Below are 18558 nucleotides of genomic sequence, written 5' to 3' on the forward strand. Positions count from 1 at the left end.
TTTATCGTATTTCAACTTTTAAATCCAACTACTATGCAATTAAAATCAATTTTTGCCTTGATCTTCTGTATCTCCTTAGCACTGTCTTGTAACAAAAAAGAAACAGAAACCAATAATCTTTTCAAATTTAGAGATTATATAAGTTATACAACTTCTGGTGTAGTATCTACCACAAGTAGCATTCAAATTAGTTTAGCTAAAGAAGTTGAAAATTGGGAGGTTGGCAATGAAATTGATGGCAATTTAGTTTCTATAAAACCTAACGTTTCTGGAAATTTAAAAGTAGCCAATAAACATGCTTTAACTTTTACTCCAAATGAGTCCTTAGATCCAGATACAGAATATTCGGTTACTGTTAAATTAGGGGAAATTTATCCAGAGATGCCTACTGAGTTTTCAGATTACGCCTTTCAGTTTAAAACCATTACACCTAATTTTAATGTGGTTACAAACGATTTACAATCTTACAATAAGGAATGGCAATATTTATTAGGTGTAGTAAAATCCGCAGATAACATTACTACAGAACAAGTAAAACAATTAATTGAAGCCTCTCAAGGTGGAAAAAAATTAAATATAGAGTGGAACGAAGAACGCTTACCGTCACGAGTTTTCGAATTTAAAATTGATAGTATTAATCGTAAAATTGAAGACAGTGATATTTTAATAAAATGGAATGGAAGAGCGATTGGTGCTGATAATTCTGGCGAAAATATTTTTGCTATTCCTGGTAAAAACAACTTTACGATTACAAAAATAGATGTGGTTCAAAATCCTGAGCAATATCTGTTAATCAACTTTTCTGATCCTATTAAAAAGCAACAAAATTTCGATGGATTGGTAACGATTCAGAATACCAAAAATCCAAAATATATTGTCGATGGTAATGTGTTAAAAGCGTATCCAGATTCTAAAATCACAGGAAACGTGCAAGTCGATGTTTTTCAAGGTATTCAAAATACCGAAGGTTATAAACTAAAAAAACCTTTTTCTGAAACTATCTCTTTTCAAGAAGTAAAACCAGAAGTACGTTTGGTAAATAGTGGAGTAATTTTACCAAATTCTCAAGAATTAAAATTCAATTTTGAAGCTGTAAACCTTAAAAAGGTAGATTTAAAAGTTATTAAAATATACGAAGACAATGTGCTTCAGTTCTTACAAGATAATGAGTTACAAGGCGGAAACGATAATAGTATTAAACAAGTAGGTCGACGCATAGCAAAACAAACTATTACTTTAGTAAACGATGGCGTTGAGAATACTGGCAAATGGAAAACCTACAGTGCAGATTTATCTAAAATATTTAAAGCAGATCCTGGTGCTCTTTATAGAATAGAACTAAGTTTTAAAAAGGACTACTCTTTTTACGATTGCTCTGTAAATCAAAATATCACAAATTCTGAAGACAACGACAATTACTATGAAGACGAATATTACGAGGACGATTATTACAATTATAATGAAAGCTCAACAGAAGATGAGCTAGAAGAAGAATATTGGGACAACCTAACTTACAGATATAGAGGCAGAAACTACAACTGGAGAGAACGCGACAATCCTTGTCATGCTGCTTATTATAACGAAAATCGTGAAGTATCACAAAACTTATTAGCATCAAACCTAGGTGTTATTGTAAAAAAAGGAGCGAACAACAATTACTATTTTGCCGTTACAAACATCCTTAACACTAATATTGAGGCTGCTGCAAAAGTAACGTTGTACAATTACCAACAACAAGAAATCTCTAGCACAACCACAGACAGTCAAGGTTTAGCAAAAATAGAAACTAATAGTCATGCTGCTTTTGTTATTGTTAGTAAAGGCAATAATAAAACATATATAAAACTACGAGATGGTCGCGCTTTATCGCTTAGTAAATTCGATGTTTCTGGAAACCATTTACAACGTGGTTTAAAAGGTTATATTTATGGAGAACGCGGTGTTTGGAGACCTGGAGACTCATTACACCTTACTTTTATTTTAGACGATAATGGCAATAAATTACCAAAAGAACATCCTGTAAAAATGGAAGTTACAGATCCTAACGGAAAGCTAGCTTACAAGAAAATAACTAGCGAGAGTGTTAACGGTTTTTACACCTTTACAATACCTACTTCTACCAATAACAAAACAGGTAACTGGAACGCGAAAGTAAGTGTTGGTGGCGCCACTTTTTACAAAGGCTTAAAAGTTGAAACAGTAAAACCAAACCGATTAAAAATTAAAGTAGGTTTTAAAGATGAAATACTCTCTGGAAGCGAAGCATTAAATGGAACACTTAATGTTAATTGGCTACATGGAGCACCTGCTAAAAACGTTAAAACTGAAATAAAAGCAAAATTCAGCAACGCTTATTCGCCTTTTAAAAACTATAAAGAATACATATTTAACGATCCTTCGCGTTCTTATTCTCAAGAAGAATTAAATGTTTTTGAAGGTAATGTTAACGAAGAAGGCTTTGCCGAAATCAACAATAAATTAAGTGTAGGACAGAATGCGCCTGGCATGTTAAACGTACAGTTTTTAGTACGTGCTTTCGAAAATGGAGGTGATTTCTCTATGGATGCATTTACAAAGCAATATGCACCTTACAAATCGTTTGTTGGATTGCGTTCTCCAAAAGGTCGTGCTTATGGCTCTTTTTATACAGACGAAAACCAAACTTTCGATATTGTTGTAGTGGACGATCAAGGAAATCCAATAAAACGTAACGGACTTGAAGTAAAAGTGTATAAAGTTGAATGGCGTTGGTGGTGGAATTCATCTTACGATAACTTATCAAAATACACATCAAGCTCGTTTCACAAGCCTTTTCTGAACAGTAAAATTAATACTGATTCTAAAGGAAAAGCAAGCTTAACTATTAATGTTCCTGAAGAAGAAGGTGGACGTTATTTAATTCGTCTTTACGATCCTAAAAGTGGTCACGCAACTGGTCGTACAGCATACTTCTACAAAAACTGGTGGAAAAAACAACCAACAGGAGATAAAGAGGCTGCTAAAATGTTAGTATTTGCTGCAGATAAAGAAAACTATAATGTTGGTGAAACTGCAAAAATTACTTTTCCTTCTGGAACAGAAGGTCGCGCATTAATTTCAATAGAAAACGGCACAGAAGTTATTGAGCAGAAGTGGCTAAAAACGAAAGCTGGAGAAACGGTTGTAGATATTCCTATTACAAAAGAAATGGCTCCAAATGTGTTTGTAAATATTTCATTATTACAACCACATACTACAACTGCTAACGACTTACCACTACGTTTATATGGTGTTATTCCAATTTTAGTTGAAGATCCGAGTACCAAATTGGAACCTGAAATTAGAATGCCTAGCGTATTACGTCCAGAAGAAGAATTTACAGTTATTGTTTCAGAAAAAAACAACAAAGCAATGACCTATACTATTGCCATGGTAGAAGAAGGCTTGTTAGATTTAACACGTTTTAAAACACCAAATGCATGGTCTGCTTTTTACGCTCGTGAAGCTTTAGGTGTAAAAACTTGGGATGTTTTTGATGATGTTATTGGTGCATATTCTGGTAGTATAGATCAAGTATTTGCCATTGGTGGAGATGGAAGTGCTGCAGGTGGAAAAAACAAAAAAGCAAACCGTTTCAAGCCTGTTGTAAAAGTATTAGGTCCTTTTAAATTAGAGGCTGGCGGAAGAGAAACGCATACTATTAAAATGCCAAATTATATTGGAGCAGTAAGAACAATGGTAGTTGCAGGAAACACGAAGAATGAAGCTTATGGAAGCACAGACAAATCTGTAGAAGTTAAAAAGCCATTAATGGTTTTAGCAACATTACCAAGGAAATTAAGTCCTGGTGAAAAAGTAACGCTTCCTGTTACCGTTTTCGCTATGGAACCTAATATTAAAAATGTTGATATTAAACTTAAATTAAGTAACGGCATTAAAATAATTGGTGAGCAATCTAAAAAATTAACTTTCGCTAAACCAGATGAGCAAATGGCTTATTTTGAGTTAGACGTAAGCCAAGCAAATGGCATAAATACTGTAGAGGTTATTGCTACTGGAAATGGTGAAAAATCGACTTACAAAGTAGAATTAGATGTAGAGAATGTGAATCCGATAACCTCGAAATCACTCGATAAAACTTTAGAGAAATCTGCTTCAGCAAATCTTGATTTTAAAACCTTTGGTGTTGTTGGTTCAAATAGTGCAACGGTTGAATTTTCAACCATGCCACCAATGGATTTCTCACGTAGATTACAATATTTAGTACAATATCCTCATGGTTGTTTAGAGCAAACGACTTCTGGAGTGTTTCCGCAGTTATATTTAAATGAAATTTTTGATATTCCGTTGAAGAAAAAACAAGAAATTCAATCTAATATCGAAAATGGAATCAAACGTTTAGGGAATTTCCAAAGACCAAATGGAGGTATGAGTTATTGGATGGGAGAAAATACTGCCAATGATTGGGGAACCAGCTATTCTGGTCACTTTATGATAGAAGCCGAAAAACTAGGATTCGTTCTTCCGCTTACTTTTAAAAGCAATTGGATAAAACACCAAAGAGAAGCTGCTAGAAGCTGGAGACCAAGCTATAAAACGTACAATAGCGATTTAGCACAAGCCTACAGATTATACACTTTAGCGTTGGCAGGAAGCCCAGATTTAGGAGCAATGAACAGACTAAAAGAGTTTAGTGAGATTTCTAACGAAGCTAAATGGAGATTGGCTGCAGCATATGCATTAGCAGGACAAACAGAAGCAAGTAAAGCTATTTCTAAAACAGCCAATATAGAGTTTAAAGCACCTAGATACAATTATTACACTTATGGATCTATAGACAGAAATCGTGCCATGGCATTAGAAACTATGGTGTTAACTAAAGATTATAGAATGCAGGAATTATCTAAAACTTTAGCTAAAGATCTATCAAGTAACCGTTGGATGAGCACACAAACAACAGCTTACAGTTTACTCGCTATGGCAAAAATGGTAAAAGAAAATGGTGGAAAATCTCTTGATTTAGAATACACAATCAATGGTAAAACTGAAACCATAACCACAAAAAGTGCTATTGCGCAAAGAGAATTAAAAGTTAACGATGGTAATAATAAATTAAGCTTTAAAAATAAGCAAGGTAATATTGTTTACGTTCGTGTTTTAAATTCGGGAAAACTACCTCTTGGAAAAGAATTAGTAGAACAAAGAGGCTTAAGCACAAGTGTTGTTTACAAGGATTTAAAAGGAAATGCTATAGAAATCGATAATCTTAAACAAGGTCAAGATTTTGTGGCAACTGTAACGGTTTCAAACCTTAAAAATGAACGCGTGGCAGATGTTGCATTAACACAAATATTCCCATCGGGTTGGGAAATTGTAAACACACGCTTTACAGCCTTTGGAAATGCTGCTAAAAGAAGCGATGCTAGATTTACAGACATTCGCGATGACAGAGTTAATTTCTATTTCGATTTAAATAAAAAAGGACAGTATGGAACCAACACCTTTAATGTTATGCTAAACGCATCGTATTTAGGAACCTACTATTTACCTGGAGTTCAAGCCGAAGCAATGTACGATAACGAGTTTCTAGTACGTACAAAAGGAAAATGGGTAACTGTAGAAAAATAATTTAATTCCTGCGAAAGCAGGAATCTAATATAAAAAAACCAATATGATTTGAATATGAATAACAATAAAGGACGCTTTATTTACAACACTTTCAAGTGATAACAAACCAACTAAAATGTTTAAATGTCATATTAATTTTAAAACAAAACATTATGAAAACGACAAAACATTTTATCACAGCAATTTTATTATTACTAGTAACTTTTAGTTACGCACAAGATTATGCGTATGTAAACGCAGATAGCGGTTTAACCGTTAGAGAAAGACCAGATATTGCAGCCTCAAAATTAGGAAAGCTTATGTACAATGAAGCTGTTGAGGTAGTAGAGGAAACCAATGTAAAATTGGTTGTAATAGACCAAGGTAATAAAATTTCTGGAGAATGGGTGAAAATAAAAATGAATGGCTACCAAGACTTAAAAGGCTATGTCTTTAATGGTTTTTTATCTAAGAACAAACTAGCAAAAATTGTTAATATAAAACTCGCAGAAGCAGATATTCACATTAAAAATCTTGCCATTTACAATGATGATGATCTTTTAGATTTAACAACTAATAACAGTCTAAATATTGGAATACATGTAAAAAATACACCTGGAAAAAAAACCATTGAAGTTAAAAATAACAACTATAAGAGTGTGAAAATTTTACAGCGCTACCAAAACACTTTGAACATTACAGGTGAAGATCTACGTTGTGATTTATCTGAATGGAAACAATATCAATCTGAATGGAAGCCAATTAAAAAAATTAACAAAACAAGATTCCAAACATTAACTTACACTGAAGCTGATGCAAAACAATTTGTTCCAATTTCTATTGAGGATTTAAAAGCAATTGTAACAGAAAAATGTGGAGAAGATTGGTCTAAACGAATTGATAAAATTTCTAATATTAATCAGTTTCCTATTAACGTTGACACAAATCAGGTCTTTTTAAAATTTATTTTAACCGATTTTGACGATAATGTTACAGAAAAAACAATAACCTTTACAGTACCAAAACACGAGAAATAATCTCAATTATTTCATAGAAAATAAATTATGAAAAACTTTAAACCATACTACGCAGTGATTTTTACTTCTACCAGAACCGAAGGCGACAACGGCTACAACGACATGGCAGATTTAATGGAAACTTTAGCTAAAAAGCAAAACGGCTTTATTAGCATAGATTCCGCTAAAAACGAAATAGGAATCACTGTTAGTTACTGGGAAAACTTAGAAGCAATTAAGAATTGGAAACAACAAACCGATCATCTTTTAGCACAACAAAAAGGAATTAAAGACTGGTACACATGGTATAATGTGCGTATTTGCAAAGTAGAACGCGAGTATGAGTTTAATAAATAACGAAAACTCCATATCAAGCTTATTAACGTTTTAAAGCAAAGTGTCCTACGCGACGTTGACCTTCAATAATTATTACATACCAATAATCTGATGTTGGTAAAGGATTACCATTAAACGTACCATCCCAAGAGAATGGTGCGTTTTTTGTGCTTTTTAAAAGCTTTCCAAAACGGTTAAAAATTTGAACTTGAGAAGAACCATAATGCTCAATTCCTTTTAAATCAAAAGTGTTATTTATTGTATCACCATTTGGAGTGAAAAATTGTGGTATATAAAAGTGTAAATAAGTGCTTATTGCCACTTCAATACAATTATTTGCTTTTACATAAATAGAGTATTGTCCACCTTCTACATTATAAAAAACAGTGTTTGATTGATAAGTAATTCCGTCTAAAGAATAGAGAAAATTTCCTGTATTAACTGTGGTTATTACAATAGAAGTTCCTATGGATGAAATAGTTTCAATTATTGGAACATCTATTTGTTCAACATTAAAAGTTATAACTGTAGTTGCACAACCATCAGTCACTTCAACACTATAAATTCCTTGCATACTAACGGTATTAAAGGAGGTTATTTCACCAGTATTCCAGAGGTAAGTTGGGTTTGTAATTGTGGTATTAGCTTGTAGTGTAATCGTTTCACCTTCACAAAACATTACAAATTCTTCTATATTATCAATTGGCTGATCTCCAATAATTTCCCACATACAAGTTGTACTGTTGAAAGTGGTTGTTTCCCAACATTCTAATCCTGTTGGTTCTACAGGTTGTGTTCCCGTTGTAACTTCCCACATACAAGTTGTATTATTAAAAGTAGTGGTTTCCCAACATTCTACGGAGGGCTGTGTTGGTTGCGTACCTGTAACTTCCCACATACAAGTTGTGTTGTTAAAGGTTGAGGTTTCCCAACATTCTGTTGTTGGTTGGGTTGGTTGCGTACCTGAGACTTCCCATATACAAGTTGTATTGTTAAAGGTTGAGGTTTCCCAGCACTCCAATCCTATTGGTTGTGCTGGTTGTGTTCCCGATAATTCCCACATGCATGTCGCATTGTTGAAAGCTGCAGTTTGCCAACATTCTGTTGTTGGTTGTGCTGGTTGTGTTCCTGAGACTTCCCATGTACAAGTTGTATTGTTAAAAGTCGACGTTTCCCAACATTCTAATCCTGTTGGCTGAGCAGGTTGTGTACCTGAAATCTGCCACATACATGTTGTATTGTTAAAACTAGTGGTTTCCCAACATTCTAATCCTATGGGAGGAGAAGGTTGAGCTCCTGTAATTTCCCACGAACATGTTGTATCGTTTACTGTTGCTGTTTCCCAGCATTCGGTTGCAGGTTCAGGTGGTAACTGATTTACAGTTAATTGAAAAACTTCCGATACCACATTACACTGAGAATTATTTAAATTAACAGCAGACTCTGCAACTTTCGCTCTGTAATACATCGTGTTATTAATTCCAGAAACTGTTATGGTTTGAGCTGTTTCTCCTACAATATCTGTCCAAGTTATTCCATCTACACTTTCTTGCCATTGATAAAAATGATTCGCAAAAACCGAATTATCTGGTGTTACAGTTAAAGTCGTAGAATATGGTGTTTGACTGCTACAAATGGTTTCATTGTTATTATTTGAATCATCACTAGTGGTAATATTATCTCCACAACTTTTAAAAAAAATATCATCAATAGCCAAGTCATTACCACAACCTCCAACTCCATTGTTTTTCATTTTTAAAATAACAGAAGCTTGTCCTGGTAGTGTTTGAAAAACTAAACCATATTGCAACCAATTAGCAGAAGTTGTACTACCAATATTTCCTGTACTACCAGAAGCCAATAAATTAGTATCTGTATTATCCCAAATTTCAAAACTTACATTTATAGGAATAACACCTGCACCACAGAATCCATTAGAAGAATTTAAATTTATTAACCAAGAAGAAAACTCGTAAGAAGTATTAGCACAAAGTCCACTTACTGTTGTTCTGTAAAATTCTCCTGAAGTAAAATCAGAGTTTATTACTAGCATTTTACCATTAGTATCGCCAGCCGTATGATCCTGAATACTGAACCAATCAAAATAATTAGTTGTATTACTTACAGCATAAAAACCATCATTAGGATCAACACCATTAGCATAGGCGTAAGTAGTGGTTCCTGCTGGTAAAGCATTTTGACCCACTCCAGCACCAAACGTTTCTATAAAGATTGGGTCTCCAGAATTTCCATTACAAAAGCCTAGTTGAGCAAATGTAATTTCCGAAGAAAAAAAAGCACAAAAAATTATGATTATATTAAGAGGAATAAGGTTGTTTTTCACGTTTATATAAATATTAATAACTAATTATAAATGTATTTATTTAAATTCACAACTATTAAACTCACTAAAAACAGTACTGTATAGTTTATGTATAGGTTAATTAACTTAATTAATAGGAATAGAAAGAAATCAATAGCTCTTGTTGTGGTGTTAGTTGCTTACTTTTTCTGTTTACCTAAGCAATTATTTGATGATCCAACTGCAACAGTAATTACGAGTTCCAATAATACTTTATTAGGTGCCAAAATTGCCAAAGATGGACAATGGCGATTTCCTAAAAACGATAGTGTCCCCCAAAAATTCAAAATCTGTATTATAAATTTTGAAGATGAATACTTTTTTAAACATCCAGGTTTCAATCCTATTTCAATTTTTAAAGCACTTAAACAGAATATTAATTCTGGAGAAGTAAAACGTGGCGGAAGCACATTAACCCAACAAGTTATTCGTTTATCACGAAAAGGGCAATCGAGAACCTATTTAGAGAAAATTAAAGAAATAATTTTAGCAACACGTTTAGAATTACGAGATAGCAAAGACGATATTTTAGCTTTCTATTCAAGCTACGCTCCTTTTGGAGGTAACGTTGTTGGTATTGACGCTGCTTCTTGGCGTTATTTTAATAGAAATGCTCACGAATTATCTTGGGCAGAAAGCGCAACACTAGCTGTTTTACCAAATGCTCCAAGTTTAATTTACCCAGGAAAAAACCAAGAACGTTTACTTAAAAAGCGTAATAGATTACTTGAAAAATTGCTTCAGAAAGAAATTCTAGATTCATTAACCTACAATCTATCCATTGCAGAAGGTTTGCCACAAAAACCTTATCCTTTGCCACAAATCGCTCCACATTTACTTCAAAAAATCGCAAAGTCTAATTATGGTGAGCGCACACAAACAACCATAGATTACAAGCTCCAAAGGCAAGCAAACAATGTAGTTTACAACCATTACAACTTATTGAAACAAAATGAAATTCATAATATTTCAGTCTTAGTTTTAGATGTTAAAACACGGAAAGTACTTACCTATATTGGAAATACTCCAACAACTAGTGAAAACCAAAAAGACGTTGATATAATAGATAAACCACGTAGTACAGGAAGTATTTTAAAACCTTTTTTATATGCTGCAATGCTAGATGCGGGAGATTTATTACCAAATGCTTTAGTTGCAGATGTGCCTACACAATATGGTAATTATGTTCCTGAAAATTACCATAAAGAATTTGATGGTGCTGTACCTGCAAGTCGTGCTTTATCGCGTTCTTTAAATGTGCCTGCTGTTAGAATGTTAAAAGATTTTGGCTTGGATAGGTTTCATCATTATTTAAAAGATTTAAAACTGAAAGACATAAAATACAATGCTAACCATTACGGACTATCTTTAATTCTTGGTGGTGCAGAAAGTAATTTATGGGATTTATGTAAAAGTTACGCCAGTTTTTCTTCAACCTTAAATCACTTTAACGATTCTTCAAGCGAGTATTTTGCTAACGAATTTTGCGAACCTACTTTCTTTGCTTCGGAAACTATTGACTTCGGAAAAAAATCGACTGAGAAAACACTATTCGATGCAGCTTCAATTTATTTAACTTACGAAAGTTTAAAAGAAGTAAATAGACCAGAAGGCAATGAGAATTGGGAGTTTTTTGACGATTCTAAACAAATAGCTTGGAAAACAGGAACAAGTTTTGGCTTTAGAGATGCTTGGGCTATTGGTACAACAAAAGATTATGTGGTTGGTGTTTGGGTTGGTAACGCAGATGGAGAAGGACGGCCAGGCTTAGTTGGTGTACAAGCTGCTGCTCCTATTCTTTTTGATGTCTTTGATTTGCTACCAAATAGCGATTGGTTTGCAAAGCCATTTGACGAAATGAAAGAAATAAGTATTTGCAAAGAAAGTGGTTACAGATCTGGACAGTATTGCGAAAATAATATTCAAAAATTTGTTCAAAATAGTGGTCTAAAAACAAAACCTTGTCCTTATCATAAATTAGTGCATTTAGATGCCTCTAAAAGACATCAGGTAAATTCTTCTTGCGAAGATTTAAGTGCTATTTCAAATACATCATGGTTTATTCTTCCTCCATTAATGGAATTTTATTACAAGTCTAAAAATCCGTTTTACAAACCATTACCTCCTTTTAGAAATGATTGTGTTGGAAACAAACAAACCAGCATGCAATTCATTTACCCTAAGAACAATAGCGTTATTTTTTTACCTAAAGACTTCGGTGGTAAAACCAATTCTTTAATTTTAAAAATTGCACACTCCAAACCTAAAAGCAAAATCTATTGGTATTTAAATGAACTATTTATTGGAATTACAAGTGATATCCACGATTTAGCGATTATTCCTAAAGAAGGAAAACACAAGATTACTGCTGTAGATGAATTTGGAAATGAAATAAAAAGAAACCTAACAATTAGCAACTAATTTATCAAAAAAAAAAAAAAAAAAGGATATCCCTTCGAATACCTATTCAACAACTAGTCACTTCGTCGAAAAAAAATGCATTATATCTATCCGTATCTATTAATGTGAATTTTTAGTATATATTTAACTTTTAATTTTGTAAGCAACATACTAACACTAACCATAAAATGAAAAAAACTACTTTATTGTTGATTTTACTTTGTTTAAGTTTATCAATTAACGCACAAACGTATTTAACAGAAAATTTTGACACAAGCATCCCAGCAACATGGACAATTGACGATGCTGGAGGAGCAACAGGAGATTCTTGGATTTCTGGACAACAAGGAGGAGCAAACAGTCTTGATGGTACTAATGTTGTCATTGCAGATAGTGATGCTAATGGAAACGGCACAATATTACTTGAAACTTTAACCTCTCCTGTTTTTGACACCTCAGGAGCTACAGCAATTTTTTTAGACTTCGATCAATTTTACAGAAATATTGGTGGAGATACTGCTACTGTAGAAGTTTGGGATGGTACTGCATGGATTGCGGTGTTAACTCAAACAGCAACAGCAGGTGCATTTAATGCACCAGATCAACAACATATTAATATTACAGCATATTCTAATGCCGCAATGCAAGTTCGTTTTATATATAATGACAACGATACTTGGGCTTGGTATTGGTTAATTGACAATGTAATTGTTTACAATGCTACTTGTGCTAATCCAGAAAATTTAATATTAGACAGTGTATCAGATACTACTGCAGATATAAGTTGGACAGCAGGAGCTACAGAAACAGATTGGGAAGTTGTAGCACAACCTATAGGAACAGGAGCTCCAACTGGAAGTGGTACAGCGGTTAATACTACTCCAACATTTCAAGCTACAGTATTAACACCAATAACAGATTACGAGTTTTATGTAAGAGCAAATTGTGGAGGAGATTTTAGTATCTGGGTCGGCCCTTTAAACTTTACAACAGAATGTGCAGCATTTATTCCTGATTACCAACAAGACTTCGCAACAATTCCAGCTGACTGTTGGGATGAAGCAGATAGTGGAGATTCAACTACTGGTCCAGGAGATATTGGTGCTGGATCATGGAATCAAGATGGATTCTTAAATAACGGTTTTCAAGGTTCTTATAGTATTAATCTGTGGTTAGCAGCAAAAAGCGATTGGTTGTTAACCCCTTTGTTTGATTTAACTGGAGGCCCTTTTCAAGCCGAATTTGATCTTGGAGTAATGGCATTTGGAAGTACAACTAATGTAGGAACCTTAGGTTCTGATGATATCGTTCAGTTTTTAATTACTACAGATTCTGGCGCTACCTGGACTGTTTTAGAGACATGGGATTCTACTAGTGTTTTTCCGTTAACAGGTTTACACCCTGTTTATGATTTAACAGCATATGCAGGACAAAATGTACAATTTGGGATTTTAGGATCTGAAGGAACAGTTGATGATGCAGAAGATAATGAAGCTTTTATTGATAATTTCCAAGTTAGAGCAATACCTAATTGCCCAGATGTTGCTAATATCGTATTTGATTCTTCAACTGCAACAACCGCTAATTTAACTTGGGATATTGTTGCTGGTGAAACAGGATGGGAAGTTTCCGTTCAAGTTCCAGGAACTGGAATTCCAACTGCTGCTGGCGCAACAGCAACAAATAATGCTCCATACGTAGCAATGGGATTAACACCTGCGACAGATTATGAAGCTTATATAAGAACAGTATGTGGTGGTGATTTTGGCAGCTGGATAGGTCCAGTTAATTTTGCTACAGAATGTACAACATTTATTGCACCATATACAGAAGGTTTTGAAAACGCAGGAGCTATTCCTCTTTGTTGGACTATGGACGGTGGTGAAGATTGGGAATTTGCTGATAATGGTGGTTTTGATCATATTGGAAATGATGGAACACTAACAGGTTCTACTGCAACAAATGGTTATTTTGCTTGGGTAGATGCTTCTGGAACTAATGCTCCTGCAACACTAACGACTCCTTTAATAGATGTGTCTGGATTAACAACTCCAGCTATAACTTTTTATGAAATCTCGGATAATGAAGGTAATGCCAACTCACAATTAGATGTAGAAGTTTGGGATGGAGCAGCATGGAATTTAATGGCAACATATAATACAAATACTGCAGGTTGGGAACAACGCACAATTAATATAAGTACACTTACTATTACAGGAGATGTACAAGCTAGATTTATTTTCTCTGAAGTATTAGCACCAGGAGATTTCTACGATGATATTGCAATAGACGATGTTACTTTCGATGAGCTGCCTTCATGTGTAAATCCATCTAACTTAGTTTCAAATAGTACAACATCAACTACAGCTAATTTATCTTGGGTTTCTAATGGAACAGAAACAGCTTGGGAAGTAGTAGTTCAGGCTCCAGGATCAGGAATACCAACAGCAGCAGGATTGCCAGCAGCCAATCCTTATGTAGCAATGGGATTAACACCAGCTACAACATACGAAGCTTATGTTAGAGCAGACTGTGGAGGAGTTGAGTATAGCGATTGGATAGGCCCAGTAACATTCGATACAGAATGTGTCACTTTTGTCGCACCATATACAGAGGGTTTTGAAAATGCAGGAATTATTCCTTTATGTTGGACAATGGATGGCGGTGAAGATTGGGAGTTTGCTGATGATACTGGTTTTGATCACATTGGAAATGATGGTGTAATTACAGGAACAACTGATACAAATAATTACTTTGCATGGGTGGATTCTTCAGGAACCGATAATCCTGCAACTTTAACAACTCCTTTTATAGATGTTTCAGCACTATTAGCTCCAACACTTTCATTTTATGAAATTAGTGATAATGAAGGGAATTCCAATTCTACTTTAGACGTAGAAGTTTGGGATGGAGCAGTATGGAACCCAATGGGAACTTACAATACAAATACTAATGGTTGGGAAGAAAAATTTATAGATCTTAGCGGACTTACAATTACAGGACCTGTGCAAGCAAGGTTTGTTTTTTCTGAAATAATAGAGCCAGGAGATTTTTATGATGATATCGCAATAGACGATGTAACTTTTAACGAAGCTCCAACTTGTTTTAACCCAGAAGCAACATATACAATAATAGACGACTGTGCTAATGGAGATCAATTTTTAGTAGATATAGATGTAACCTATTTTGGTGGTGCAACATCTGTTTCAATACAAGATAACCAAGGTAGTACACCTATTTCTATAACATCAACAACTGGTGTAACTCAATTTGGGCCTTATCCTTTAAATACAGATGTTATTTTCACGGTAAGTAGCGAGCAAGATACTTGTTTCAATACAAGCCCAACTATTAACCTTCCTACATGTCCACCTGCTAATGATAATTGTGATAATGCAATTTCGGTAATAGCTAATACAGATGGAAACTGCACTAACTCGGTAACCGCTACTCTATTTGGAGCTACAACATCTCCACAAGCTAATCCATGTACTGGAACAGCAAATGACGATGTTTGGTTCATATTTACAGCAGTAAATACTGATCACGCTGTTAGTTTTAGTAACATTATAGGTCCTACAACCTTCTTATCTCATGGCTTATACGAAGGGCCAGATTGCGATAATCTTACAAATATATATTGTAGTACAGCAGACGAAAGTATTGCAAATGGATTAACTATAGGAAACACATACTACGTAAGAGTCTTTACTTTTAATGGAACTCCTTTTCAAGATGTTAACTTCGACTTATGTATATATTCTATTCCTCCTCCTATTACTGTAGATATTGCGCAATATACAGTTACAGAATTGGTTGAAGATATATTAGTTAATTCACCATGTTCAACAATTTCTAATGTAACATCATCTACAGGAACAGATTTTGGTTCAGACAATGGTATTGGTTATTTTGAAGCTAATGGCTCTGGATTCCCTTTTGAAAGCGGTATTATAATGACCACTGGTAATGCAGAAAATGCTCCTGGCCCAGAAACAGGAACATTGAGTGATGGAGGAGGTGGATTTCCCGCAACTTGGCCAGGAGACGCAGACTTAGAAGCGGTAATAAATGAAGGGCCGACAAATAACGCCTCAATTATTGAATTCGATTTCGTACCTTTTATTGAAGATATGTCTTTCGAGTTTATATTTGCAGCTGAAGAATATGGTACTTTCCAATGCGGATATTCTGATGCATTTGCATTTTTACTAACAGATACAGTAACTGGCATCACAACCAATATCGCTGTTATTCCTGGTACAACAACACCTGTATCCGTATTTACAATTAGGGACGATGCGTATAATGGCGGTTGTCCTTCTTCAAACCCAGCATTATTTGATGCTTATTATGGTGGTGGTGGATTACCCGCTTTAACAAACCCAACAAACTTTATAGGTAGAACAGTACCATTAACTGCTTCCTCTACAGTTGTACCAAACAGAACATACCACATAAAACTAGTAGTTGCAGATGATGGTGATACAGCTTTCGATTCTGCAGTATTCTTAAAAGCTGGAAGTTTTGAAATTGGAGAAGTAGATTTGGGAGATGATATCTTATTAACTAGTGGAACTGCTAATTGTGAAGGAGACGAAGTTACTCTAGATATTGGTGTTCCTGTTGGAGACAATGCTACCATAACTTGGTATACTATGGAGAATGGAATACAAGAACCAATTCTTGACGCTACAGGAGCACCTGAAAATGGAACAACTTTAGATGTAACAGAAACTAATAATTATATTGTTGAAATTGTTCTTAATGCTAACGCTTCTTGTTTTGTAATAGATGAAATTTTAGTAGAATTCTTCCCTAATCCCGTATTTCCAGATTCACTTCCAGATATTCTTGGATGTGATACAGACAATACTGGTCAAGCAATTTTTAATATAACTGAAAATGAAGCACTAATTCTTGGTACACAAACTGATGAAACTGTTACTTATTATGAAACGCAAACAGATGCAGAAGACGGAATTAATGCTATAACAAACACAACAGCATACCAAAGCACACCTCCAACTACAATTTATTATAGAATTGAAAGTAATACGACAGGTTGTGCTAAAACATCTACATTTAACTTAGTATTAGCTCCAAAGCCTATTTTAGTTCAAGCTGATAATATTTTAGGTTGTGATGATGACGAAGATGGTGTTTCAAATTACGATTTAACATCTAATGAAATTGTAATAGCTAATAACCAAACAGATTTAACTTTTACATATCATAACACTTTAGCTGATGCTGAAACAAGTATAGCTGCTATTACTAATCCTACCGATTTTGATGGTGGTGCACAAACCATATACGTAAGAGCTGAAAATGCTAATGGTTGTTTCGAAACAACAATATTCGATTTAACATTTGGTATATCACCAATGACATCATTCGACACCGCTATAGTTTACGAAGTATGTCCAAATGCAACAGTTCCAATTACTGTAACTGCAACTGCAGACAGCTATACAGAATCTGAAGTAACCATTACATGGTATAACGAAGGCGTAATAGTTCCTGGACAAACAGATTTAAGTATAAATAATGTACTTACTGCTGGTACTTATACTATAGAAGTTATGTTTAACGCAACAGGCTGTACATCTAGTGAACCAATAGAGGTTGAAGAGTTAGAAACCTGTGTTATCCCACAAGGTATTTCACCAAACAATGATGGTAAGAATGATACATTTGATTTAAGTAGTTATGATGTTCAAAGCTTAACGATTTTCAATAGAAACGGAGTTAAGGTTTACGAGAAGACAAATTATTTAGATGAGTGGCATGGACAATCATTAGATGGTGATGAGTTACCAGTAGGAACTTATTATTATGTAATGAATTACCAAGGCAATAAAACAAAAGCCGCTTGGGTATACATTAACAGAGAAAACAAATAATCCAACTAACTAGAAACCAACAATAATACAGATGAAGAACATACTATATATCGTATTCCTAGTAGCTATAGGTGTACAAGCGCAGCAAGATCCACAGTACACGCAATACATGTACAATATGAATGTGATCAATCCTGCGTATGCAGGATCAAGCGAGAGTGTATCCATAGGTGCATTATACAGAAGTCAATGGGTAGGCCTAGAAGGTTCACCAAGTACAGCAACATTAGCCATTCACTCTCCAGTAGGTAACAGAGTAGGTTTAGGTTTATCACTAATTAGTGATGAAGTTGGGCCAGTAAGTGAGACCAATGTTTATGTAGATTTCTCTTATACATTACCAGTAGGCAATGCGACTAAATTAGCTTTTGGTTTAAAAGCTGGTGGAACTTTCCACGATATTGGTTTAGCAAGTATTGAAACTATAGACGAAGACGATCCTTTTTTCTCACAAGATGTTAATGAAACTACAGCTAATATAGGAGCAGGATTATATTTATACCAACCTAATCTTTGGTATGTTTCTGCTTCGATGCCAAACATTCTAAATGGAACACATTTAGATTCAGATGGTAGAAAAATAGGTTCGGAAACAGAACATTTATTTGCAGCAGCAGGTTATGTGTTTGATTTGTCAGAAAACTTTAAATTAAAGCCACACGCTTTATTAAAGTTTGCTTTCGATGCACCAATAAGTTATGATGCAAACCTAAATCTTTTCATGTACGATGTTGTAGAAATAGGAGCAGGATACAGACTAGACGATTCATTTAGTGGTATGGTAAACTTTATGGTTTCACCATCACTTAGAATAGGCTATGCTTACGATGCTATTCAATCGGAATTAAACGTAGTTACAGATGCTTCTCACGAGATCTTTATAAACTTCGATATCGATTTACCAAGAAAAGTATCACGCTCACCACGTTATTTCTAAACCACATAAGCTAAC

The 18558-nt window shown here is 34.4% G+C and carries 7 protein-coding genes; 6 read left to right on the top strand and 1 reads right to left on the bottom strand.

The genetic code is table 11. From position 1 onward, the window contains the following. Positions 1-33: 33 nt before the first annotated feature. The 3 genes from CW733_RS12310 to CW733_RS12320 all read left to right on the top strand — a co-directional run bounded on the left by CW733_RS12310 (position 34) and on the right by CW733_RS12320 (position 6959). Complete coding sequence (locus tag CW733_RS12310; RefSeq protein ID WP_100997460.1) at positions 34-5607, top strand: alpha-2-macroglobulin; 5574 nt, start codon at positions 34-36, stop codon at positions 5605-5607. Between the two features lie 152 nt (positions 5608-5759). Beyond that, a complete protein-coding gene (locus CW733_RS12315; protein ID WP_100997461.1) occupies positions 5760-6623 on the top strand; it encodes an SH3 domain-containing protein in 864 nt (287 codons plus the stop codon). Between the two features lie 27 nt (positions 6624-6650). After that, on the top strand, positions 6651-6959 hold the full coding sequence (locus CW733_RS12320) for an antibiotic biosynthesis monooxygenase (protein WP_100997462.1): 309 nt from the start codon (positions 6651-6653) through the stop codon (positions 6957-6959). A 22-nt stretch (positions 6960-6981) separates the two neighbouring features. Here CW733_RS12320 and CW733_RS12325 read toward each other — a convergent pair whose 3' ends face one another. Further along, the gene (locus tag CW733_RS12325; protein WP_100997463.1) at positions 6982-9282 is read right to left on the bottom strand and encodes a T9SS type B sorting domain-containing protein; all 2301 of its coding nucleotides are present in this window, start codon (positions 9280-9282) and stop codon (positions 6982-6984) included. A gap of 87 nt (positions 9283-9369) precedes the next feature. Here CW733_RS12325 and pbpC point away from each other — a divergent pair, with 87 nt between their 5' ends. From pbpC to CW733_RS12340, 3 genes are all read left to right on the top strand, one after another. Further along, positions 9370-11721, top strand: coding sequence for a penicillin-binding protein 1C (gene pbpC, locus CW733_RS12330; protein WP_100997464.1), 2352 nt, complete (start codon positions 9370-9372; stop codon positions 11719-11721). A 167-nt stretch (positions 11722-11888) separates the two neighbouring features. Beyond that, positions 11889-17606, top strand: coding sequence for a choice-of-anchor L domain-containing protein (locus tag CW733_RS12335; RefSeq protein ID WP_100997465.1), 5718 nt, complete (start codon positions 11889-11891; stop codon positions 17604-17606). A gap of 31 nt (positions 17607-17637) precedes the next feature. Continuing rightward, positions 17638-18543, top strand: a complete 906-nt coding sequence (locus CW733_RS12340; protein ID WP_100997329.1) for a type IX secretion system membrane protein PorP/SprF — start codon at positions 17638-17640, stop codon at positions 18541-18543. The last annotated feature ends 15 nt before the right edge of the window (positions 18544-18558 follow it).

The organism is Lacinutrix sp. Bg11-31 (assembly GCF_002831665.1).
Lineage (GTDB): Bacteria > Bacteroidota > Bacteroidia > Flavobacteriales > Flavobacteriaceae > Lacinutrix.